At 63.1% G+C, this 20,592-nt stretch carries 24 protein-coding genes and 3 pseudogenes; 20 read left to right on the top strand and 7 right to left on the bottom strand.

The window, feature by feature from the left end; genetic code table 11:
• Positions 1–85 precede the first annotated feature (85 nt).
• Positions 86–553: a hypothetical protein gene (locus tag I6L32_RS23445; RefSeq protein ID WP_254203943.1), complete on the top strand. Its 468-nt coding sequence runs from the start codon at positions 86–88 to the stop codon at positions 551–553.
• 151 nt (positions 554–704) lie between these two features.
• Positions 705–1,441, top strand: a pseudogene (locus tag I6L32_RS23720) (tape measure protein).
• Positions 1,442–1,499: 58 nt separating this feature from the next.
• On the opposite strand, the gene I6L32_RS23430 reads toward I6L32_RS23720, so the two are convergent.
• Entirely contained in the window at positions 1,500–1,793 is a 294-nt protein-coding gene (locus I6L32_RS23430) for a hypothetical protein (RefSeq protein ID WP_254203940.1), read from the bottom strand.
• A gap of 11 nt (positions 1,794–1,804) precedes the next feature.
• On the opposite strand from I6L32_RS23430, the gene I6L32_RS23580 reads away from it, so the two are divergent.
• Positions 1,805–1,939, top strand: coding sequence for a hypothetical protein (locus I6L32_RS23580; RefSeq protein WP_302056401.1), 135 nt, complete (start codon positions 1,805–1,807; stop codon positions 1,937–1,939).
• Between the two features lie 2 nt (positions 1,940–1,941).
• Here I6L32_RS23580 and I6L32_RS23425 read toward each other — a convergent pair whose 3' ends face one another.
• Positions 1,942–2,181: a hypothetical protein gene (locus I6L32_RS23425; protein ID WP_254203939.1), complete on the bottom strand. Its 240-nt coding sequence runs from the start codon at positions 2,179–2,181 to the stop codon at positions 1,942–1,944.
• 11 nt (positions 2,182–2,192) lie between these two features.
• Positions 2,193–2,330 (bottom strand): hypothetical protein, encoded by a 138-nt coding sequence (locus tag I6L32_RS23420; RefSeq protein ID WP_254203938.1) that lies wholly within the window; start codon positions 2,328–2,330, stop codon positions 2,193–2,195.
• Positions 2,331–2,428: 98 nt separating this feature from the next.
• Here I6L32_RS23420 and I6L32_RS23415 point away from each other — a divergent pair, with 98 nt between their 5' ends.
• The 16 genes and pseudogenes from I6L32_RS23415 (at position 2,429) to I6L32_RS22320 (ending at position 14,898) form a co-directional block, all read left to right on the top strand.
• On the top strand, positions 2,429–2,662 hold the full coding sequence (locus tag I6L32_RS23415; RefSeq protein WP_254203937.1) for a hypothetical protein: 234 nt from the start codon (positions 2,429–2,431) through the stop codon (positions 2,660–2,662).
• 618 nt (positions 2,663–3,280) lie between these two features.
• Positions 3,281–3,433: a hypothetical protein gene (locus tag I6L32_RS23410; protein WP_254203936.1), complete on the top strand. Its 153-nt coding sequence runs from the start codon at positions 3,281–3,283 to the stop codon at positions 3,431–3,433.
• A gap of 30 nt (positions 3,434–3,463) precedes the next feature.
• A complete protein-coding gene (locus I6L32_RS23405) occupies positions 3,464–3,805 on the top strand; it encodes a hypothetical protein (protein ID WP_254203935.1) in 342 nt (113 codons plus the stop codon).
• Positions 3,806–3,907: 102 nt separating this feature from the next.
• On the top strand, positions 3,908–4,156 hold the full coding sequence (locus tag I6L32_RS23400) for a hypothetical protein (RefSeq protein ID WP_254203934.1): 249 nt from the start codon (positions 3,908–3,910) through the stop codon (positions 4,154–4,156).
• A 553-nt stretch (positions 4,157–4,709) separates the two neighbouring features.
• Positions 4,710–5,081, top strand: coding sequence for a hypothetical protein (locus tag I6L32_RS23395; protein ID WP_254203933.1), 372 nt, complete (start codon positions 4,710–4,712; stop codon positions 5,079–5,081).
• Between the two features lie 12 nt (positions 5,082–5,093).
• The gene (locus I6L32_RS23390) at positions 5,094–5,408 is read left to right on the top strand and encodes a hypothetical protein (protein WP_254203932.1); all 315 of its coding nucleotides are present in this window, start codon (positions 5,094–5,096) and stop codon (positions 5,406–5,408) included.
• Entirely contained in the window at positions 5,338–5,817 is a 480-nt protein-coding gene (locus I6L32_RS23385) for a hypothetical protein (protein ID WP_254203931.1), read from the top strand. The genes I6L32_RS23390 and I6L32_RS23385 overlap by 71 nt, the downstream gene beginning before the upstream one ends.
• A gap of 2 nt (positions 5,818–5,819) precedes the next feature.
• On the top strand, positions 5,820–6,218 hold the full coding sequence (locus tag I6L32_RS23380) for a hypothetical protein (protein WP_254203930.1): 399 nt from the start codon (positions 5,820–5,822) through the stop codon (positions 6,216–6,218).
• Between the two features lie 67 nt (positions 6,219–6,285).
• A complete protein-coding gene (locus I6L32_RS23375; protein ID WP_254203929.1) occupies positions 6,286–6,813 on the top strand; it encodes a hypothetical protein in 528 nt (175 codons plus the stop codon).
• Positions 6,814–6,991: 178 nt separating this feature from the next.
• Positions 6,992–8,083, top strand: a complete 1,092-nt coding sequence (locus I6L32_RS22350) for a hypothetical protein (protein ID WP_254203928.1) — start codon at positions 6,992–6,994, stop codon at positions 8,081–8,083.
• A 2-nt stretch (positions 8,084–8,085) separates the two neighbouring features.
• On the top strand, positions 8,086–9,255 hold the full coding sequence (locus I6L32_RS22345; RefSeq protein ID WP_254203927.1) for a LamG domain-containing protein: 1,170 nt from the start codon (positions 8,086–8,088) through the stop codon (positions 9,253–9,255).
• Position 9,256: 1 nt separating this feature from the next.
• Positions 9,257–9,661, top strand: a complete 405-nt coding sequence (locus tag I6L32_RS22340) for a hypothetical protein (protein ID WP_216945354.1) — start codon at positions 9,257–9,259, stop codon at positions 9,659–9,661.
• Between the two features lie 27 nt (positions 9,662–9,688).
• Positions 9,689–10,369, top strand: a complete 681-nt coding sequence (locus I6L32_RS23370) for a hypothetical protein (protein WP_254203926.1) — start codon at positions 9,689–9,691, stop codon at positions 10,367–10,369.
• A 1,012-nt stretch (positions 10,370–11,381) separates the two neighbouring features.
• A complete protein-coding gene (locus I6L32_RS23365; RefSeq protein WP_254203925.1) occupies positions 11,382–11,579 on the top strand; it encodes a hypothetical protein in 198 nt (65 codons plus the stop codon).
• Positions 11,580–12,069: 490 nt separating this feature from the next.
• Positions 12,070–13,261: pseudogene (gene fabV / locus I6L32_RS22325) on the top strand (enoyl-ACP reductase FabV).
• 161 nt (positions 13,262–13,422) lie between these two features.
• Positions 13,423–14,898: a YfcC family protein gene (locus I6L32_RS22320; RefSeq protein ID WP_216945352.1), complete on the top strand. Its 1,476-nt coding sequence runs from the start codon at positions 13,423–13,425 to the stop codon at positions 14,896–14,898.
• A 65-nt stretch (positions 14,899–14,963) separates the two neighbouring features.
• On the opposite strand, the gene I6L32_RS22315 is transcribed toward I6L32_RS22320, so the two are convergent.
• Entirely contained in the window at positions 14,964–16,178 is a 1,215-nt protein-coding gene (locus I6L32_RS22315) for a pyridoxal phosphate-dependent aminotransferase (RefSeq protein ID WP_005302243.1), read from the bottom strand.
• Between the two features lie 356 nt (positions 16,179–16,534).
• Between I6L32_RS22315 and I6L32_RS22310 the strand changes: the two genes are divergently transcribed.
• A complete protein-coding gene (locus I6L32_RS22310) occupies positions 16,535–16,744 on the top strand; it encodes a DUF1653 domain-containing protein (protein ID WP_216945350.1) in 210 nt (69 codons plus the stop codon).
• Between the two features lie 59 nt (positions 16,745–16,803).
• On the opposite strand, the gene I6L32_RS22305 is transcribed toward I6L32_RS22310, so the two are convergent.
• The 3 genes and pseudogenes from I6L32_RS22305 to I6L32_RS22295 all read right to left on the bottom strand — a co-directional run bounded on the left by I6L32_RS22305 (position 16,804) and on the right by I6L32_RS22295 (position 20,556).
• Positions 16,804–17,061, bottom strand: coding sequence for a GrxA family glutaredoxin (locus I6L32_RS22305; protein ID WP_010674029.1), 258 nt, complete (start codon positions 17,059–17,061; stop codon positions 16,804–16,806).
• A 211-nt stretch (positions 17,062–17,272) separates the two neighbouring features.
• Positions 17,273–18,708, bottom strand: a pseudogene (gene dacB / locus I6L32_RS22300) (D-alanyl-D-alanine carboxypeptidase/D-alanyl-D-alanine-endopeptidase).
• Between the two features lie 87 nt (positions 18,709–18,795).
• Positions 18,796–20,556 (bottom strand): DEAD/DEAH box helicase, encoded by a 1,761-nt coding sequence (locus tag I6L32_RS22295; protein WP_216945342.1) that lies wholly within the window; start codon positions 20,554–20,556, stop codon positions 18,796–18,798.
• Positions 20,557–20,592 lie beyond the last annotated feature (36 nt).

The raw sequence follows: 20,592 nt of genomic DNA, 5'->3' as shown, positions 1-20,592 counted from the left end.
TGATAGCCCTCTGTAATCTGCAATAAATCATAATAATCTCTACCAATTTATCATAGGGCATATCTGAATCTCTCAGGAATGCCCCATGTCCACCTCTCCCACCCTCAAACTTGCCCTGGAGCTGGCAGCCAAGGTCACTGGCCGCGAGGATCTGGCCGCGCTGGCGGGGCAGGTGCAGGAACTGGGCCCCCTTTCTGACGAGACCGCCGCCGAGACCGAGCGCCTGGCGCAAACCCTGGAAACCCTGACTCAGCAGCAGGAGCTGATCAATCAATTCGAGGCCAGCGGCCGCGCCCTGACTCTGCTCGAACTGGCCACGTGCTCTCCCGGGACCGCTTGTCGAAGCTGCGCCGGCGAGCAGCAGGGGGCAGCAGGCAGCGCCCACCAGCTCACCGACCAGGAACGACTGCTGGCCTCCGAGGTCAAGCAGCTGGAGCAGCTGAGGTCGCCCAGGCGGCCAGCCATAGCCGCTTGCATGTGGCCTTTCCCAAGCCGGGCTCGATACCCGCAACCTCGCCCAGGAACAGAACAGACTGCAGCGCGAACTGCGTGAGAGCGCGGCCCAGACCGAGCGGCTGGGGCGCTCCCTGGTGCAGGGAGCGCAAGGCGCTGGCGGCTTCCAGGGGGCCATCGGTAGCCTGACTGGCCGCTTGGTGGCCCTGGCCGGTACCTGGTTCGGCATCCAGACCCTGACCACCCAACTGATGGCCATGTTCCAGACCGGCGATCAGGCCGAGCGGCTCAATGTGCAGCTCAAGGCGGTGATGGGGTCGATTGCCAGCGGCAAGAGGCCTCTGTCTGGATCCAGGACTTCGCCAAGAACACCCCTGCAGCTCGACGAGGTGACTCAGGTCTTCGTGCGCCTGAAAGCCTTTGGCATCGACCCCATGAACGGCGCCATGCAGGGCATCGTCGATCAGGCGTTCAAGCTCGGCGGGGGATTTGAGGAGGTGCAGGGCATCTCCCTGGCCCTCGGCCAGGCCTGGGCCAAGCAGAGCTGCAGGGGGAGGAGATCCTGCAGCTGATCGAACGCGGGGTGCCGGTGTGGCAACTGCTGGAGCAGGTCACCGGCAAGAACACCGCCGAGCTGCAGAAGCTCTCGGAGGCTGGCAAGCTCGGCCGTGACACCATCCAGGCGCTGATGAACGAGATCGCCGCCCAGTCGAGCGGGGCGGCGGCCAACAACATGAGCCTGCTCTCGGGGCTTATCTCCAACGCCCAGGACAACCTGGCCAAGTTCTACCGCATAGTGGCGGAGAGCGGGGCGCTGACCTGGCTCAAGAACCAGCTGGCCAGCCTGAACCGTGAATTTGACCAGATGGCCCAGGATGGCCGCCTGCAGGCGTGGGCCCAGCGCCTCTCCGATGGCATCGTCGGGCTTGGGAGTCCATCAAGGCCTTTATCCAGACCGTCTATGCCTGGCGGGATGCCCTGCTGGTGATGGCCCAGGCCTGGTATGGCCTGAAAATCGCCAGCTGGATTGCCGATCTGCGCGGCCTCTATGGCCAGTTCATCGCCCTGCCAGCGGCGACGGCCACGGCGGCGGGTGGCATGACCACGGCAGGGACGGCGGCAGCCGGTGCGGCTATCGGCGTGCGGGCGCTGGGCATGGCCATCAGGGCTGTGCTGGCCGCTGTGACGGTGGAATCCATCATCCAGATCACCCAGTTCGCCAACGCCCTGCGCCAATGGGTGCAGGCGGAGCTGGCCCTGAGAGAGGCGCAGACCCTGCGCTCGCAAACCCAGGCCCAGCTCAATGGCCAACTGGCGGCGCTCTCGGCGCAGCTGGGCATTGCAATCACCAGTGTGGAAGACATGGACCGGGGCCGTGGCCGAGGGCAAGGTGCATTACGACGAGGCGACCGGCAGCTGGCGACAAGGGGCCGCCGCCGTCAAAGAGATCGGTACCGAGGCCAAGCAGACCCGACTACCTGGATGAGATCAATGCCGTCGCCAGGAAAACGGCGGCAGAGCTCCCCCCACCTTGGCAAGGCTGCCCAGACCCTGGGGCTGGACTTCGAGCGGGCCAATGGCCGCATCGGCGAGAGCTTCAAGGAGACCCTCGGCGCCCTGGATACCCTGGTGCAGCACAGCGGATCCACCTGGCGGCGGCGTTCTCAACCAGGCGAAGAACAAGGCCGAGATCGACGCGGTGATCGAGCGCATGCAGGCGATGGCCAAGCAGGGCCAGCTCACCGGGGACGCATCACCCGCTCCATGGCCATCGCCAATGATGCGATGAACAAGATCAAAGGGGCAGCGGCGATGCCAAACAGGCGGTGGCGGCGATCGGCGATGGCTTCGATAAAGGCGAGTGCGCCCGATGCCATGCGCTCGGGCCTTCGTGGCGTACAGGACGAAGCTGTGCAGACCGGCAACGCCGTGGCGCTGCGGCAGGAGCGGGGGCGGTTCGGGGTGGCCGGGGGAGGTGACCCGCAGCGTGGGCGCCGGCTCGTTCTTCTACAAGACCGTGGACATCAACAACCTGCGGGGCAACGCCGATGCCCTGGCCAACACGCTCGCCGGCGTGGAAGAGGAGCTGGCCCGCTACAGCCAGAAGGTCAGGGACATCCCGGCCTATAGCGAGTGGAGCAAGTATTACGGCGAGAAGTTCCAGAAGGAGATGGAGGCCATGCGCACCAAGCAGCTCAGCAGGAACTGAGCAAAGCCCAGGCCAAGGAAGCAGAGAAGGCGCAGACCTCCACCTCGCTGCCAGTCAAGCCGGGCCATCTTCCCAAACCTCGTTCACCCAGGGGCAGCCCCAGCGGATCATCATCGAGCTGAGATCAGGCTCCGCCCGGGCCGAAGTTCAGGCCGATGAGGCCAATGCTGCCGCCTTTATCAACCTCCTTAAACAGCAAGGATTGCGCTCATGAACGTCACCTTAAACGGGCTGCTCTGCCCGATGATCTCGTTTGGCGCGACGAGTTCGATTGGTCGCCCGTCGAGCAGGTTGTCACGCCGACGCTCTCTGGCGCTCTCCTGGTCGAGGAAACGGCCACGCCGGAGGGACGCCCCATCACCCTGGTGGGCCATGCCCCCCGCGCCACGGTGCTCTTGCTTAAAAGCGCTGGAGGCGCAGGTGGCCCGCTGATGACCCTCACTTTGCTCGATGGGCAGCAGCGGGAGGTGGTCTGGCGGCGGCCTGGTGTTGTGGCCATCCCCGTGATCGAGATGGCTGACCCGAGGCGGGTGAGCCCTATGCCCTGACTCTTAACTTCACCGAGTGATCCGATGACCATTCATTCCGGCGACATCAAACTGATGGCCAGTCCAGCGGTTGACTGACACCACGGACGGCGGCGGCCGCATCACCGGTCATGAAATCGTGAGCGGCGAGCACAATGGCCTGTTTCAGGACATCAGCGATCTCGACCGCACTTATGGGGTGGTCAGCATGCGCAAAGGCGTTTCTGGCGGTGCAGACGGATGACACGGACACCTATCGGGGTGCCCATACATCGTGCAGGTGCCCCCGGCTGACCCGAACGTGGGGCTATGCCTCATCAACACCCGGGATCATCACGACACCCGCGCCAATGCCCGCGACGTGCTGGAGCGTTATCTGGCCCGTGGGCCCAAGTGGCGCGGCTTCCTGTACGACACCCAGCTCGAAGGCCAGCGGGCGATCCGCTTCTTCCAGCGCGTCGAGGTGCGCCTGCCGGAAGTGGGGGAGACCCTGGTGCGGTCGGCAACGAGGGCAAGGCGGGGGAGTTCGAGCAGTACGTGCGGGTGCTGGAAGTCACCCAGCAGCTGGCCAAGTTCCAGGTGCCCAACGTGCCCGAGTTCACGCGCAACGTGGTGACCTGCAAGCTGGCTGACCCTTGCGTTACACCTTCGAGGGGGAGCAGCCGACCCCCTATTGATGTGGTGACCAACGTCAAAAACCGCCCTGCGGGAAACCGTGGTGGCCGATGCCGCCAACTACTTCGCCACCACCAAGCTGGCGGAGGCGGTGAACCTGGGCGCCATGCAGGTGCGGGCCAAGACGATCTTTACCCAGATCGTGCCGTCTGCCCGCACCGAGACCCCAGCGGTGGATCTGACAGCGGCTGGCGAGTGGCCAGCCTGGTGGACTCTGGCAAGGGGCTGGTCAGCTTCTCGACCGTGGTCAGCATTGCCCCCAGCCGGGGCCTGTTCCTCGGCACGGGTGTGAAAACCCGGCACCCTGACCATCACCATCGGTGCGGCCGTCATCACTGACAAGGGGGGCGAGCTGGTTGTGGCCGGGTCCGTGGTGGGTGCTATCGACTATGGCCGTGGTCAGCTGGAGTTCAACGCCCAGTGCCCGAACTACGGGGCCGCCAGCAAAACCATCAGCTTCTGGCCAGCGTCTCGCCCGTCCCGTATCGCTGACACGGCCAGGATCGACATCAAGGCCAACAACCGGGGCTATGCCTACACCATCACCCTGCTGCCGACTCCGGCACCGGGCACCCTCACGGTGTCGTTTATGGCGCAGGGGAAATGGTACGACTTGAAGGACAACGGGCGCGGCGAGCTGTTCGGCGCGGATCGCTCGTTCGGCACCGGGATCGTCAACCTGGCCACCGGGTCGGTCATGCTGACCCTGGGGGCCCTGCCGGACGTGGACACGCGATCCTGTTCAGCTGGCGACCCCGGTCAACTACACCAACCGCAGCAACCAGCCCATCAGCATCAGCAAATCGGCATGGCAACTGCCCCACACCGGGATCACCCCCAAGAGCGTGATCCTGACTTGGGGCAGCGGCCAAACGGCCAACGATGCGGTGGGGGACGGGCGCCTGCGCGGCGACATCACCGGCACCATCAACTATGCCGAGGGGGTGATCATCCTCGATCACATCACCCTGCCGGCGCTGGGCCAGGAGTACATCGCCCAGTACCAGTACGGTGAGCCGGTGACCGAGCGCCACGTTGAACCGGGGCGCCTGAGTACCCCCCGGCCAGGTGGGGCACCTCTCTATCACCCTGGACGGGGCAGGTGGCGGGGCCACCAACCTGACCCCCGGTCGGTGCATGTCAAATTCAACGCGCTCTATCACAAGTTCGATGTGGACGATCAAGGAGCTGGTGATCCAGAGACCGCGACCCGGTGATCACCCTGCTGGATGACGGCCAGGGCAACCTCAAGGACGCCAGCGGCAACACCCTGGGCCATTAACTACGCCGCCGGCACCCTGCATTTCATGCCGGATGGCAGTGCCCCCTTGCCCAAGCCGACCTATGCCTGGGTGACCGTGGGCACCAAATGGGTGGGCAACAACCAGGTGGCGGTGCAGCGCTGGACCATGACCGGCATCGAGTACCACAACACGGCGTACACCTTCCCGATGGCGAGGGGGCTGGGTCGAGGTGACCTACCGCAACAACAACAGTGCGCTGGCGCAAAACGCCACCCTGACCGCCCAGGCGCTGCGCATTGATGTCACCCCCGGGTTTGCGGAGGCCATTCTGGAAGGGTCGCTGCGCTTCACCCTGGGGGGGGCGGTCTATGTAGACCGCCAAGGCCTGCTCTACCGCAACCCGGACCCGGAGACGGGATCCGGTATCCAGGCAGGGACCATCGACTACTCGAACGGGTTGGCGGTGCTGTCTGACTGGGCGGCCGGGCAGACGGCGCAGCCGTCGCTGCAGTCCCTGGCCACCTCGTTCAGTGCCCAGTCGGTGGATGAGGTGACCTTCCGCACCCCGGGGGCGCCGGTGGCGCCGGGTAGCCTCTACATCAGCGCCAACACCGCGAGCGGGCGGCGCATTGAGGCCACGGCGGACGGGGACGGCTATTTCACCACCACCGACATGGATGGCCGGGTGAACTACCAGACCGGGTGGTGACGGTGCGCTTTGGTCGGTTCGTCACCGCTGCGGGCAACGAGAGCCAGCCCTGGTATGACGTTGACCAGGTGGGGCTGGACGGCAAGATCTGGCGCCCCACTAGCGTGGTGGCCGACACCATCCTGTTCAACTGTGTGGTGTTCAGCTATCTACCCCTCGATGCCGACATCATCGGGCTGGATCCGGTGCGGTTGCCGTCCGATGGCCGGGTGCCCTTCATCCGCAAGGGGACCACGGTGGTGGTTCACAGCACCCGCAAGTCGGCGTTCCCGCTGGGGGTCAGTGCAGGGCAGCAGCTCAGCACCGGCCGCACCCGCCTGGCGCATGCCCATGTGGAGGACAAGAATGGCAAGGCGCTGGCGACCACCCTCTACAGCGTCAACTGGATAGCGGCGTGGTGACCCTCGGCACCCCATTAGACCTGACCGGCTATGTCGAACCCTCTATGCCGTGCATCGCATTGAGGACATGAGCCTGGTCAGCGACGTGGAGATCTCGGGGCGCCTGCTGCTGACCAAGGCACTGTCCCATGCCTATGACCCGGCAGATACCTATGTCTCCAGCGCCCTCATCATCGGCGACCTGTGGGCCAGGTATACCAACCTGTTCGATCAAAAGGCGTGGACCAATGTCTGGTCTGATTACCTCATCGGCGATCAGTCTACGGCGCAATACAACGACACGGTTTACCCGATCCTGGTCACCAACCGGGGCGCCCTGCAGGAGCGCTGGGCGGTGATCTTCACTTCCAGCACCACCTTTGTGCTGGTCGGGGAGCATGTGGGCCAGATCGCGGCGGGGGATGTAAACACCGACTTGGCCCCCATCAACCCCAACAACGGCCAGCCCTATTTCCTGCTGGACAAGCGGGGCTGGGGGTCAGGCTGGGCGAGTGGCAACGTGCTGCGTTTCACACACCGAGGCAGCCGGCGCCCCCTTCTGGCCGATCCGTACCGTGTTGCAGTCGGTGGCGTCACAGGATACCGACAAGTTTGAGCTGGCCCTGCGCGGCAACATCAACACCCCATAAGGACCAACCAGGTGGGGCAATCTGCCCCACCCCATAGGAGATCATCATGGCGTTTCCGTGAAATGGTTTGCGAGTCAGATGCAGGGAGCCCCGAGCCTGGGGGACACCACCGCCGGGCCCTGACGGCCCTGCTCAAGGCTGCTGGTGACCGGGTTCGGCAACCTCACGATCAATGCCCTGGTGTGGGATGCCGCCGAAGGGGCCGCCAAGGCCACGTTTTCCGGCGGGCACGCCTACCTCAAAGACTCGGTGATCGAGGTGAGCGGGGCGAGCCCGGCCGCCTACAACGGCGAGCATCGAGTGAAGAAGGTGAGCAGCACCGAAGTCTGGTTCGAGCTGGACGGCGGCAACCCGGGCAGTGCCGGCAGCGGCACCATGTCGATGAAGGTGGCACCCCTCGGCTGGACCCTGACCCATGAGAGTGGTGACGGCCAGGTGGCCATCTATCGCCCCACCAATGTCAGCGAGTCGGGCAACGTTTCCTTGCGCATCGACAACACCGCATTCAGCGGCTGGACCGGTGCAGCCAACGCCTATTTGGCGAAGGTGGCCATGGTCGAGGATGTGGTGGACATCAACACCTTCACCACCATTTACGAGCACCGCTGGCCTGCCACGGGGCGCTATAGCGACAAGCGTTGGGATCTTATCGGTGATCCCCAGCTGTTCTATTTTCTGCCCGCCTATGGCGCCTCGAACTACCAGCATTTCTACCTCTTCGGCTATTTGAAGTCGGTCAGGCCAGGGGATCGCTATCATGCTGTCATAGCCCATTATCCCAGCCTGCTGGCGACAGAAACGGCCAGAAACTGGGCTCAAGGCGCTGGGGCATCCAACAGCAACTATGGCAACCAGTTCCTCAACTTTGATGTGTCTCTCTATCGCAAAATGGCGCGGCCATATAGCCAACTGTTTGGCTCTGCTGACTGGTGGCTGAAAGGCATCTTTTCCCGGTTTGGCACCGGCATGAATACCCCCAACGGCCCGGATAACGGTTTTTACATGAGCACCGATCCCATCATGCTCTTTGAAACAGGGTCTAACCTGCGTGGCTTCATGCCGGGCCTGATTGTGCCCTATGGCACCATCGCGGGCTGGGATCGCAAGAATTTCGCTGACTTGCCCGCCGTGCCCGGGAAAATTGTGCGCTTTATTCAGCCGTGCTATTCGGAGACACAATCCACCGCCGGGCTGGTCACATTGGTGGCGTTTGATCTGACCGGACCGTGGAGGTAAGCATGGCCACACTCTCTGATCTCATTCAGGCCACCGCTGGTTTGCTTGCTTACTGGCCGTTGAACAGTAACGGCAATGATCTCAGTGGTAATAACCGTCATCTCACCCCGGTCGGTTCGGTGAGTTTTTTAGCCCCACCGATGACGACACAACTGGTGCCATCGGTTCTGACGCCCCCATTTAGTGGGTCACTGCGGATTGCCCAGGACAGCTTGCCGAAGATCAAGGCCGTTGAGGGGATATTCAGACTGGATGGCGAAAAAGGAAATGGCACATACAGCACCGCCATCGGTGTGAATCAGCCCCTTACAGGGAACGCGGGCCGATACATGCTGCTCTATCAAGACAACCTGGGTGTGTGCAGTTACCAGAATATGACCAACCCATCGGTGCCTGTCAGTTACCCCTCGCTGACCAACTTCTGGGAAAACCTATCAGTCGGCAATCATCACTATGTCGTGCAGCTCAATGAGGCGGGCACGGCGACCGAGGTTTACATCGACGGCGTGAAAGACTCGGCAATGACGGTGCCGTTCGATGTGTTCTCTCAAGCAGCCGGCAAATACCTGACGGTGGGGGCCTATTACTACAACGCCGTAAATAACGGCTCTTGCCAGACCTGTGATGTCGCCATTTATGGTCGGCCCCTGACACAAGAGGAGATCACCGCTCGCCAGCCATTTCGCTTGGGTGACCCGGTGATCAAGACCGCCGCGCTCAATGCCGTTCCCGCCAACCAGGAGCCCCGCAGCCAGTTCGAGCCGCAGGATGTTGAGTGGCGTGGCAGTCCAGGGGCAGTCTATGCCGGCCCCATGTCTGCCCTGCCGGTGACGGCGGCGCCGCTTTGCCAGGGGCGGGATCTGAACTGGATCCGGGATGGCGAACAGAGCGCCGAGCAGGGTTACATCGAGAGCACCGTCACCATCAACGGGGAGGGGGTCAGACGCCGGGTACTGTGCTTTGAACAGGCGGGGAACCTCATCGGCGAGACCTACAGCCGGGCATCTGACGGCAAGTACCGGTTCGACCTGCTTTGGCTCAACCGCCGTTACATGGTGGTCGCCCAGGATGATCCGGCGTTCGGCCCGGCCGATTACAACGCCGTGGCGGCTGATTTCCAGCTTCCCACCCCCTACGCCCCCGGTGAGGGGGTCGGTCTGTCAGGAGGTTGATATGTTCACCTACTCCGATACGTTGCGCACCGCCCGCGCCGATCTGCTGGCCACGGCCATCGACTCAGGCAGTGCGGGGCCGGCGACCCTCACCATTTATACCGGGCCACGGCCCGCCCCGGGGGCCGCCGTCACCAGCCAGGTGCTGCTGGTCGCCATGCAGTTTACCCACCCCTGCGCACAGAGCGTGACGGGCGGGGTGCTGACCCTCAAGCCGCTTGCCGAGAAGATGGTCACCGGCAACGGAGTCCAGGCGTGGGGGCGGTTGGCCAACCGCGATGGGGTCTTTATCGCAGACCTGGATGTGGGGCCACCGGGCAGCGGGGCCGACATCGAGATCCCGGCGAACGAGCTGTATGCGGGCGCCATGGTGCGCATCAACAATGCCACCTTCACCGAACCCTAACCGCTCTGCGTGAGCCAAGAGGTCAGCATGGCCAGAACCGACGCCCGCCTGGCGCTGCAGAAGGCCCGCAAGTCGTCCGCTGCCCTGGAGCTGAACCCGGCTATGGTGGTGCGCTATGTGGCCGTGCTGCAGGGCACCTGTCTGCCGCCCACCTTCGCCAGCTCCCCCGGGCTGGTGCTGCCTGCCGTCTTGCAGGGGCAGGGGCAGGCACCGCTGACAGATGTCACGATCACGCCCATCCATCCGGCTACCCTGGCCAGCACGGCCCCTGCCACGGTCACGGACATCACCGCCAGCGTGGTGATCGATGCAACGCTGACCGTGACGGCGCGGGCCGCGCTCTACCAGATTGAGGCGGGCTATGACATCAACGTGTTTCGGGGGCCGAGCCACACCAGCCAGGGTCAGTGGCAGCAAGCCCAGGATGTAGTGGCCAGCGTCATCAGCCACTGGGAGCGACCCGGGGTGGCCCAGGCGCACCATCAGCAGTCTTGGCAAGAGGGCACGGCGCTGGAGAGCACTCTGGTAGGTGTCGCGGCCCAGATGCCGCGCTGCGATAACCTGGTGCAGGATCGCTTTGAAGAAGGCCCGGCACTGGGCACGACCCACGGAACCGGCTTTACCAGCCTGCCGCGCTGCGATGTCACTCCGCGCTCGCCGTGGCGTGAGGCCACCAGGGGGGGTGCTGGCAGTGTGCGGTTATCGTGACCTGCCGCGCTTGGACAACGAGTGGCAGGGCGGCTGGGCCCGGGTATCGGGCTGGGTTCACCCTGACCGGCCAGCGCTGGCAGTGGGGTCTGCCCCTTCGCAAAAGCTTGGGGGATGGGTGGGACGAGGCGATACAGCCCCCCTGGGGCATCACGCCGCCCCCCAAGCCCCATCCATCTCCCAGAGCGCCCGGACAAGCGCAGCCGCAAGCTGGCGTTCGGCCGCCCCCGGGGGGGCGCATCCCTGGAGTTGTCTGGTTCGGGCAAGCCCACATCGTTATTCCAACCCAGGAGGGTTTACCTGGTGAGCAAACGCAGCACAGATAGTGCGAGTCAGAGACGGGCTCGACATTCCCGCCACTCGCTGGGCATCGAACTTGATACCGACTCCTGGGCCTGGCAGTTCACGGCCCAGATCCCCCGCATCGCGGCAGCCGAGATGAGGACGAGGAGGAGGTAAGCATCTTCGTCAACGGCCAGCAGTGGGATTGCGTGTGCGATGGTTGGCAATCAAGCCAGAGATTTGCCCGTGAGTCGGCGACCCTCACCGGGCGCTCTCGCACGGCCTATTTTGTGTCACCGACCCATGTCTTTACCCCAGGCAGTGAGCGAGATCGGGGCTGCGACCATGGCCCAGCTCGCTGAGGCGCTGCTGCCGTTCGGCTGGTCCTGGAACTGGCAGGCGCCGGATTGGCTGGTACCTGGCGGATTTTTCAGCCTGGACAGCCAGATCTCCCATCGAGGCGATCAAGTCCTGGCCGAGGCGGCGGGTGGGTTCGTGTTGCCCGCACCAGCGCGATCGGCACCTGGTCATCAAGCCGCGCTATCCGACCGTGCCCTGGCAGATCGATGGGGCGCTGGCCGACGTGGCCATCCCCCGCGCTTCATCATACGACGCTGGGCAGCGACTTCCAGCCGGGGCAGCCTTGCGAACGGCATCTATGTCAGCGGTGGCCATCAGGGCATCAACGCGCGGGTGCTGCGCCAAGGCACAGCAGGGGAGCGGCAGGCTTTTGGCCATCACCCACCCGCTGGTGTGCGATGTGGTGGCGGCCCGCGCCCAAGGTGTGGTGGGGCTGGCCAAGACTATGCCGAAGCGCACCCAGACCATCAGCTGCCGTTGTCCGGCGAACGGGGCTTATTCTGCCCGGGGCGTTGCTCGCGGTGGATGGCTGGAAGGGATACAACCGGGGCGTCAGGGTCTCTGCTGAGCTACAGAACAAGGCCATGACGGTGCGCCAGCAACTGAGTGTGGTGCGATTTGTATGAACCTGTTCAAGCAGTTCCGGGAGCTGATACCCGGCGCCGAACCGTTGCTGGTCGGTACCGTCACCGCAACGAGGGTAACCAGTACCACGCTGGAGGCCCGGGGGCGGGCGTAGTGAATCGTGCGAGGGGGAGGGGTGGCCATCGGCCAGAGGCGTTTATCAGGGAGGCGCCATCATTGGGCCCGCGCCTGATTTACCAACCTATGAAATCGAGGTTTAAACCCCTGTTGGTCTTTCAAACTGGGTGATTCCTGATTCACCGAGTTTGATAAATGCGGCTGACTCTGTTTGTCGTTTTACCCCAGAAGATTTTTATTTTTTCGCGGCGGGCTACACCTGTTTCCCCGCAGTTCAACACATCAGAGCACCATAACGGGCCGCAATGAGGTATCTTATGCCCCGATTTCATCATCAAACGGATATGAGACAACACATGATCATCAAAACCAAGGTTCGCGGCTTTATCTGCACCACCACCCACCCGGTCGGTTGTGAAGCCAATGTTCGTCGCCAGATCGCTTACACCCAAGCCAAGGGCGCCATCGAGAATGGCCCCAAGAAGGTGCTGGTGATCGGCGCTTCCACCGGCTATGGTCTGGCCTCCCGCATTGCCGCAGCCTTCGGCAGCGGAGCTGCTACCATCGGTGTCTTCTTCGAAAAGCCGAGCTCCGAGACCAAGACGGGCTCCGCCGGCTGGTACAACTCCGCCGCCTTCGACAAGGCCGCCAAAGAGGCCGGCCTCTACGCCAAGAGCATCAATGGCGATGCCTTCTCCCACGAGTGCCGTGCCAAGGTGATCGAGCTCATCAAGCAGGATCTGGGTCAAATCGATCTGGTGGTCTATTCCCTGGCCTCTCCGGTGCGCAAGCTGCCGGATACCGGCGAAGTGGTGCGCTCCGCCCTCAAACCCATCGGCGAGGTCTACACCTCCACCGCCATCGACACCAACAAGGATCAGATCATCACCGCCACCGTCGAGCCGGCGAATGAGGAAGAGATCCAGAGCACCATCACCGTCATGGGCGGCCAGGACTGGGAACTGTGGATGGCGGCTCTGCGCGATGCGGGTGTGCTGGCTGACGGTGCCAAGTCCGTGGCCTACTCCTACATCGGTACCGACCTGACCTGGCCCATCTACTGGCACGGTACTCTGGGCCGTGCCAAGGAAGATCTGGACCGCGCCGCCACCGCCATCCGTGGCGATCTGGCTGCCAAGGGGGGGACCGCCCACGTGGCCGTGCTCAAATCCGTGGTGACCCAGGCCTCCTCTGCCATTCCCGTGATGCCGCTCTACATCTCCATGGCCTTCAAGATCATGAAGGAGAAGGGCATTCACGAGGGCTGCATGGAGCAGGTGGACCGCATGATGCGCACCCGCCGTACGGCGCCGACATGGCGCTGGACGAGCAGGCCCGCATCCGCATGATGACTGGGAACTGCGTGAAGACGTGCAGCAGACCTGCCGTGATCTCTGGCCCTCCATCACCACCGAGAACCTCTCCGAGCTGACTGACTACACCGGCTACAAGCAGGAGTTCCTGCGCCTGTTCGGTTTCGGCCTGGACGAGGTGGACTACGATGCGGACGTGAATCCGGACGTGCAATTCGACGTGGTCGAGCTGTAAGTCGGTCGCCAGCACAGACAGGGCCCTGCGGGCCCTGTTTTTTTGCAGCAGACTCAACCTGTTGCCTCAGGTTTATTATCCGCGATCACCTTTTTCCCCGAACAAACCCGCTAGGCTTGCGCTGTCCGGATCACAGACGGCACCGCCGAGGTACGAAAGTCATGACCACATCCCATGAGGCGCCTAAGAAGCGCCAGCTCCCCACGGTTTATACCCTGCTTTTCATCATCATCGCCCTGATGGCGGCCCTCACCTGGGTGCTGCCGGCGGGAAAATACAACTATGTGACGGCCAAGACCCAGCAGCCGGTGGCGGCAGCCGCCGTGGCCGACTACAGCGGTGACGAGCGACTGCTGCCGGTACCCGGCAGTTACACCGAGCTCCCTTCCAAACCGCAGGGGGTATTCGATGTGCTCAAGGCGCCCATCCAGGGCTTTCACAAGGCGGCGGACGTGGCACTCTTCGTGCTCATCATCGGCGGCTTTCTGGCGGTGACCATGCAGAGCGGGGCGCTGGATGCCGGGGTCGGGGCCATAGTGCGTACCTTCGCCGGGCGCGAGCGGCTGCTCATACCGGTGCTGATCGCCCTGTTTGCCCTGGGTGGCTCCACCTTCGGCATGGCGGAGGAGACGGTAGCCTTCTGGGCACTCATCGTGCCGGTGATGATGGCGGCGGGTTTCGATCGCATGGTGGCGGCGGGGATCATCCTGCTCGGCTCCGGGGTCGGGGTGCTCGCCTCCACCGTCAATCCGTTTGCCACCGGTATCGCCTCCGGCTTTGCGGGTATCCCCATCGGTGAGGGGATAGGGCTGCGGGTCATCCAGTGGCTGCTGCTGGTGATCTTCGCCTCCTGGTTCGTGATGCGCTACGCCAGGCAGGTGCAGCAGAACAAGTCCCGCTCCGTGCTGGCCGACATCGTTTATGACGACGAGTTCTCCCAGATGAAGAGCGGCAACCTCGCCTTCAGCGGTAAGCAGAAGCTCACCATGCTGGTCTTCTTCGGCACCTTCCTGCTGATGATCTATGCGGTGGTGCCCTGGTCCGATCTGGGCATCGATCTGCTGCCCACCCTGGGCTGGTGTTCTGACGAGCTCTCCACCCTGTTCTTCAGCGCCTCCATCCTGATTGCCCTCATCAACCGGATGCCGGAGTCCAACTACGTGGCGACCTTCCTGAACGGGGCGCGGGATCTCATCGGGGTGGCCCTGGTGGTAGCGGTGGCGCGCGGCATCTATGTGGTGATGGAGCACGGCGTCATCATCGACACCATACTGCACTGGGCCGAGGGACTGGTGAGCGGGCTGTCGTCGTCGGTCTTCATCCTGATGGCCTATCTGGTGCACATCATCCTGAGCTTCTTCATTCCCTCCACCTCGGGGCTCGCGAACGTCTCCATGCCGTTGATGGGGCCGCTGGCGGACTTCTCCGGCATCTCGCGGGATCTGGTGATCACCGCCTATCAGTCCGCCTCCGGCTGGATCAACCTGTTCGCCCCCACCGCCGCCCACCTGGTGGCGGGGCTGGCGCTCGCCAGGATCCCCTACGATCGCTTCGTGCGCTGGGTGCTGCCCTTCATCATCGGGGTGGCCCTCATCACCATGGCGGTGCTGGTGGCCGGGGCCCTGCTCCACGGCTGATGGCGCGGATAGAAAGCGACAGACAACAAAAAGGCTCCCGCGGGAGCCTTTTTCATGAGCCTTGCTTACTGCTTGTAGCCCTTGAGGAAGCGGGCGAGGCGACCGATGGCCTCTTCCAGCTCCTCTTCCCGGGGCAGGAACACCAGGCGGAAGTGATCCGGTGCCGGCCAGTTGAAGCCGGTGCCTTGCACCAGCAGGAGCTTCTCCTGCTGCAGCAGGTCGAACACCATCTTCTGGTCATCGCGAATGTCGTACACCTTGGGGTCGAGGCGCGGGAACATGTAGAGCGCCCCCTTGGGCTTGACGCAGGAGACCCCAGGGATCTCGTTCAAAAGCTCCCAGGCTTTGTCCCGCTGGCGACGCAGGCGGCCCCCCGGCAGGATCAGCTCGTTGATGCTCTGGTAGCCCCCAAGGGCGGTCTGGATGGCGTGCTGCATGGGCACGTTGGCACACAGCCGCATGGAGGCCAGCATCTCCAGCCCCTCGATATAACCCTTGGCACGACCCTTGGGACCGGTGATGACCATCCAGCCCTGGCGGAAGCCACAGGCGCGGTAGGCCTTGGAGAGGCCGTTGAAGGTCACCACCATCACATCGTCGCACAGGGTGCAGACGCTGGTGTGGGAGATGTCGTCGTAGAGGATCTTGTCGTAAATTTCGTCGGCGAAAATGATGAGGTTGTGCTGACGGGCGATCTCGATCACTTCAAGCAAAAACTCGCTGCCGTAGACGGCGCCGGTCGGGTTGTTGGGGTTGATCAGCACCAGGCCGCGGGTGCGCGGGGTGATTCGGGCGCGGATGTCGTCGAGATCCGGATACCAGTCAGCCCCTTCGTCACAGCGGTAGTGCACCGCATGGCCGCCGGAGAGGGTGACGGCCGCGGTCCAGAGCGGGTAGTCGGGGGAGGGCACCAGCATCTCGTCGCCGTTGTTGAGCAGCGCCTGCATCGCCATCACGATGAGCTCGCTCGCACCGTTGCCGATGTAGATGTCGTCGATGTCGACCTTGCGCATCCCTTTTTGCTGGTAGTACTGCATCACCGCCTTGCGGGCGGAGAAGAGCCCCTTGGAGTCGCAGTAGCCCTGGCTCTGGGGCATGTTGAGGATCACATCCTTGATGATCTCCTCCGGTGCTTCGAAGCCAAACGGGGCCGGATTGCCGATGTTGAGCTTGATGATGCGGTGACCTTCGTCTTCGAGACGGCGAGCTTCTTTGTGCACCGGGCCGCGGATGTCATAGCAGACATCGTCGAGCTTGTGCGACTTGTCGATAGTGAACATGGTGAGCGTGATTCCTTCCCCGTGGGGCGCGTTGGCAGAAAAGCTGTTTTTAGTATCAAATTTCTTTGCCCCTATTCTTCACAGAATTGAATGCTAGAACAATCTAATTTATGGAATAAATCCCTGATATTTACCCCTGAAACAGGGTTGTTGAAATGTTAAATTCAGCATGATCGTTTGTCTCTCTTTGGTAGATCAGTGAAAGATGAGGGGCAGATTCATAATGCAACATGAGTGTATTGAAATATCTCCCCCATCTGGCACGATTGGCTGGGGTAAAAAAGGCCCCGACCCGTCGGGTCTGCCAGGGGAGCACGCAGGCACGGGGCTCATCTTCCCGCTCTCGAGGTTCACTCATGCAGGCACCCGCCACCGGTCGCTACCGCCATTTCAAGGGGGGCTATTACCAGGTTCTGGCCCTGGCTTTGCACACCGAAACCCAGGAGCAGCTGGTGATCTATCAATCCGAACAGGATGGTCAGGTCTATGCCCGCCCCGTCGCCATGTTCATGGAGTGGATTGAACATCAGGGACAGGTGGTGAGCCGCTTCACGCCGGTGTCCTGAGGCAGGCTTGGCGACATGAAAAAAGGCGCCAGAGGCGCCTTTTTTCATGGTGTCGGGGCTTACAGACCCAGATTGGCTCTGGCATAGGCCTCAAAATCGGTGCAGCCGCCGATGTGCTGCTCATCCAGGAAGATCTGCGGCACAGTGGTGACCGGCTTGCCCGCCTTGGCGGCGAGATCGTCCTTGGTCAGCCCGGCCACGTTGATATCCACGTAGCGGAACTCGAAGTCATCGCGCTCCTCGGTCAGTTGCTCGGCAATCTGCTTGGCACGCACGCAATAGGGGCAACCGGGACGACCAAAAATCTCTACAAACATCTTTTCTCTCCATTAAACAAGCCGTTGAAGAAGGCCATTGAGATGAGGCTGGGCACAGCATAGCCCTGGCGCCCTGTCAGTCAAAGCTGAAAATAGCGATGCTTACGTTCGCCATCTCCGATTGCGCCCACTGCTGATGACGGCGCCAGCGTCCCTGTTTCGCCCCAAGGCCGGGGAATGAGGCTGCCTTGCCGGCAAGGCAGCCCGTCTATCACTGCTCGACGATCTGGATGGGTTGCTGCTGGTAGATGCTCTCCAGCACGCCTTTTTCGAAGACGGTCCAGGGCCAGGGCGCCTTGCTGGCGCGGTAGCGCTCGTGGGTCGCCGGATCCTGGGAGAGAGACCGCGCTGGAACATCACGAAGGCCTTGCGCTGGCCACCGGCGGTGTCGATGAAACCGGCGAGGTTCGACGTACCTGTGATGGTACCGGTCTTGGCGTGCACCTTGTTCTTCATCATGGGAGCGGTGACGCTGCGTCGCCAGGCCAGGGTGCCGTCCACCTGGGAGCTTGGCAGCAGCTTGATGAAGTCGAGCTCGGCATCGTTCTTCTGGATGAAGTTAAGCACCGACAACATCTGGCGCGCGCTGATGAGATTGTGGGCGGAGAGGCCGGAGCCGTCAGCCAGGGTGGCGTTGCCAAGGTCAATGCCGTGCTTGGTCAGGATGGCGCGCACCGCCATGGTGCCGCTGCGATAACTGCCCGGCTTGTTGTAGTAGTGACGACCCACGGTTTTGAGGAAGGTATCGGCGTAGAGGTTGTCAGATTTTTTCAGCATCTTGGACAGCATCACCGGCAGGGAGACCGAGTAGTGGGTGGCCAGGGTGTCGGCACCGACAGGGGCCTGATGGGTGACCCGCAGCAGGCCGTCGTGGCTGATGCCGGCGCGGTTCATGGCCCAGCGGATGTTGTCCCAGCCCCAGGCTTCCACGTCGTGGATGGCAAAGCGCAGCCCTTGCGGCTCCTTGTTCGGGGTAATGCAGCCCTTGAGCTCGTAGAAGTTGCCCTTGGCCATGTCCACCTCCAGGGCGCAGAACTGGCGCGCCATGTCGCCATAGCTCATCACCTCCACGTTGTCGGCGCCGATGCCGATGGGCACACCGGTGGCCACGTTGCCCACCGCAGGCTTGCCAATCTGGGTGGCGGTGATGGTGCCGTAGGCGCAGTTCTTGTCGATGATGACCGAGGAGACAGGGGCGGCGAAGCAGAGGGTCTGATCCCCCCAGGACCAGCCGTTGCCGCGCTCGTAGCCGTTGTAGGCGCCGGTGTTGACATAGACGTTGCCCTGGATGCGGGTGACGCCTAGCTGTTTGAACAGGGCCACCAGATCCATGCGCGACAGTGTGGGGTCGCCCACGAAGTTGATCCAGATGTCGCCGTTGATGGTGGTGCCCTGTTTGGCGCCGGGCTGGGCCTGGATGTCGGTGGCGAAGCGGAAGTCGGCGCCGAGTTCGAGGCGGGCGGCGAGCGCGGTGAGCACCTTCATGGTGGAGGCGGGGGCTATCATGTCATCGGCATGACGGGCAAATTCCACCCCGTTGTTGCCCTGTACGATGACGGCGTACTGGCCCCCCTTGGGCGGGGTCAGCGGGGCGGCCTGGACCGCCAGAGAAAAGAGAGCACAAAAACCAATCAACAGCCGCTGCATAGGATCCTCTAACTGAACGAAAGGGCGGCATCAGAAACCGCCCCGATAATCAAACCGGGTGACTGCCGGGTATCGCCTGCCATGGGGTCAGGCCGGGGCGTTGGCAGTCCGGTAACGCCCCTCGTAATCGAATATTTTTTCCTTCACCTGCCAGAAGCGTCCCGACTTGCGGGCGATGACGAAATCCGGGTGACGGAACTGGTCTGCCGCGAGCATCACGCTCGCCAGGGTCGTGAATTCGGGCTCCAGGCCTGGGGCGGGCCAATGATGACGCACAAAGCGTTGTTGAAACAAGCGCTGTGCACCCCGGGAGTGAAAGGGGAAGTACTCCGTCAGGGTCAAGCCATCTTCGTCGTGGTAGGTCACCTCCAGCCGCTCCCCCTGCTTGCCGCGCCCAGGGCTCAGGGTCAAACCGGCGCAGCGGATCACCATGCAGTCCTTGAGATTGAGGGCCTCCTTGAGCTTGTCGTCAGGATCCACCAGCAGCTGGTCACAGCTCTGGCAGCGACGGGCGGCGATGTCGTTTTCAGCGCCGCATCCGGGGCAGATCTTGGCGCGAAAGCGGTAGTCGCACTCCTCGCGGTTGCCCTCGTCATCTTCAAACAGTCCCTGACAGCGGCGGCCATAGTGCTCGATCACCTTGCCATCCTCGTCGGTCTTGCCCCAGAAGGTGTTGGCAAAGCCGCAGGCGGGGCAGGGCACCTGAACCGGCTCGGTGCCGGCGTGGGGCCTGGGCTCCCCCACCTCGGGGGCAAACAGGTTGAAGTTGTTGCCTGCGTAGTCGAGCACCAGGCAATCGCTCTTGCCGGGTGAGAGGCGCAGGCCCCGTCCCACAATCTGCTGATAGAGCGACACCGATTCGGTGGGACGCAGCATCACGATAAGGTCGACGTGGGGGGCATCAAAACCGGTGGTGAGCACCGCCACGTTGACCAGAAACTTGAGCTCGCGCGCCTTGAAGGCACTGATTAGAGCGTCGCGCTCCGGTCCCGGCGTCTCGCCGGTGACGAGGGCGGCCTGCTGGCCTCTGGCACCGAGCAGGCCATGAATTTCCCGGGCATGCTCGACGGTGGCGGCGAAGATCATCACCCCCTGCCGGTCGGCGGCATACTCCAGCACCTGGCTCAGGATATGGGGGGTGACCCGCTCCTGGCGCTTGATCTCGCCGTTGAGCTGCGCCTCGCTGAACAGGCCGTTCTCCCGCGGCACCAGCTTGCTGAAGTCGTAGTGGACGATGGGGGCGTCGACCAGGCGCGGCGGGGTCAGGTAGCCGTTTTTCACCATGAAGCGCAGGGGCAGTTCGAATACGCAGTCACCAAAGAGCCGCTCGCCGTGGCTCTTGACCATGCCGTGGTAGTGGCGCCGGTAGATCCAGCCCAGCCCCAGCAGATAGGGGGTGGCGGTGAGCCCGAGGATCTTGAGGGCAGGGTTGGCGGCCTTGAGATGCTCGATCACCTGGTGGTATTGGCTGTCGTCATCGAGCGAGACCCGGTGGCACTCGTCGATGATGAGCAGCGAAAACGCCCCGTCGAATGCTGCCAGATTGCGTGCCACCGACTGCACCGAGCCAAATACCACCTGGGCGCTCGCCTCCTTGCGATCCAGCCCGGCGGCGAAGATGTCGGCCTTGAGCCCCCACGCCTCGTACTTGGCGTGGTTCTGCTCCACCAGCTCCTTGACGTGGGCCAGCACCAGCACCCGGCCGCGCGCCTTGCGGGCCAGTTCGGCGATCACCAGACTCTTGCCGGCCCCGGTGGGCAGTACCACCACGGCGGGATCCGGGTGTTTGCGAAAGTGGCTGATGACGGCGTTGACGGCGTCGGTCTGATAGGGTCTGAGAACGAACATGGGGAACGGCTGTGGCGCAAGGTGGCGCCATTATAG

The organism is Aeromonas sp. FDAARGOS 1402, from assembly GCF_019046925.1.
GTDB lineage: Bacteria > Pseudomonadota > Gammaproteobacteria > Enterobacterales > Aeromonadaceae > Aeromonas > Aeromonas caviae.
This window is presented reverse-complemented; position numbering and strand designations above follow the sequence as displayed.

Excerpts from the sequence above, each read along its gene's own strand:
- I6L32_RS23420 (WP_254203938.1), bottom strand. The coding sequence starts at position 2,330 with ATGGCATCGGGCGCACTCGCCTTTATCGAAGCCATCGCCGATCGCCGC.
- I6L32_RS23375 (WP_254203929.1), top strand. The coding sequence starts at position 6,286 with ATGAGCCTGGTCAGCGACGTGGAGATCTCGGGGCGCCTGCTGCTGACC.
- I6L32_RS22295 (WP_216945342.1), bottom strand. The coding sequence starts at position 20,556 with ATGTTCGTTCTCAGACCCTATCAGACCGACGCCGTCAACGCCGTCATC.
- I6L32_RS23390 (WP_254203932.1), top strand. The coding sequence starts at position 5,094 with ATGACGGCCAGGGCAACCTCAAGGACGCCAGCGGCAACACCCTGGGCC.
- I6L32_RS22315 (WP_005302243.1), bottom strand. The coding sequence starts at position 16,178 with ATGTTCACTATCGACAAGTCGCACAAGCTCGACGATGTCTGCTATGAC.
- I6L32_RS22320 (WP_216945352.1), top strand. The coding sequence starts at position 13,423 with ATGACCACATCCCATGAGGCGCCTAAGAAGCGCCAGCTCCCCACGGTT.
- I6L32_RS23445 (WP_254203943.1), top strand. The coding sequence starts at position 86 with ATGTCCACCTCTCCCACCCTCAAACTTGCCCTGGAGCTGGCAGCCAAG.
- I6L32_RS23430 (WP_254203940.1), bottom strand. The coding sequence starts at position 1,793 with ATGCCCAGCTGCGCCGAGAGCGCCGCCAGTTGGCCATTGAGCTGGGCC.
- I6L32_RS22310 (WP_216945350.1), top strand. The coding sequence starts at position 16,535 with ATGCAGGCACCCGCCACCGGTCGCTACCGCCATTTCAAGGGGGGCTAT.
- I6L32_RS22345 (WP_254203927.1), top strand. The coding sequence starts at position 8,086 with ATGGCCACACTCTCTGATCTCATTCAGGCCACCGCTGGTTTGCTTGCT.
- I6L32_RS23370 (WP_254203926.1), top strand. The coding sequence starts at position 9,689 with ATGGCCAGAACCGACGCCCGCCTGGCGCTGCAGAAGGCCCGCAAGTCG.
- I6L32_RS22340 (WP_216945354.1), top strand. The coding sequence starts at position 9,257 with ATGTTCACCTACTCCGATACGTTGCGCACCGCCCGCGCCGATCTGCTG.
- I6L32_RS22305 (WP_010674029.1), bottom strand. The coding sequence starts at position 17,061 with ATGTTTGTAGAGATTTTTGGTCGTCCCGGTTGCCCCTATTGCGTGCGT.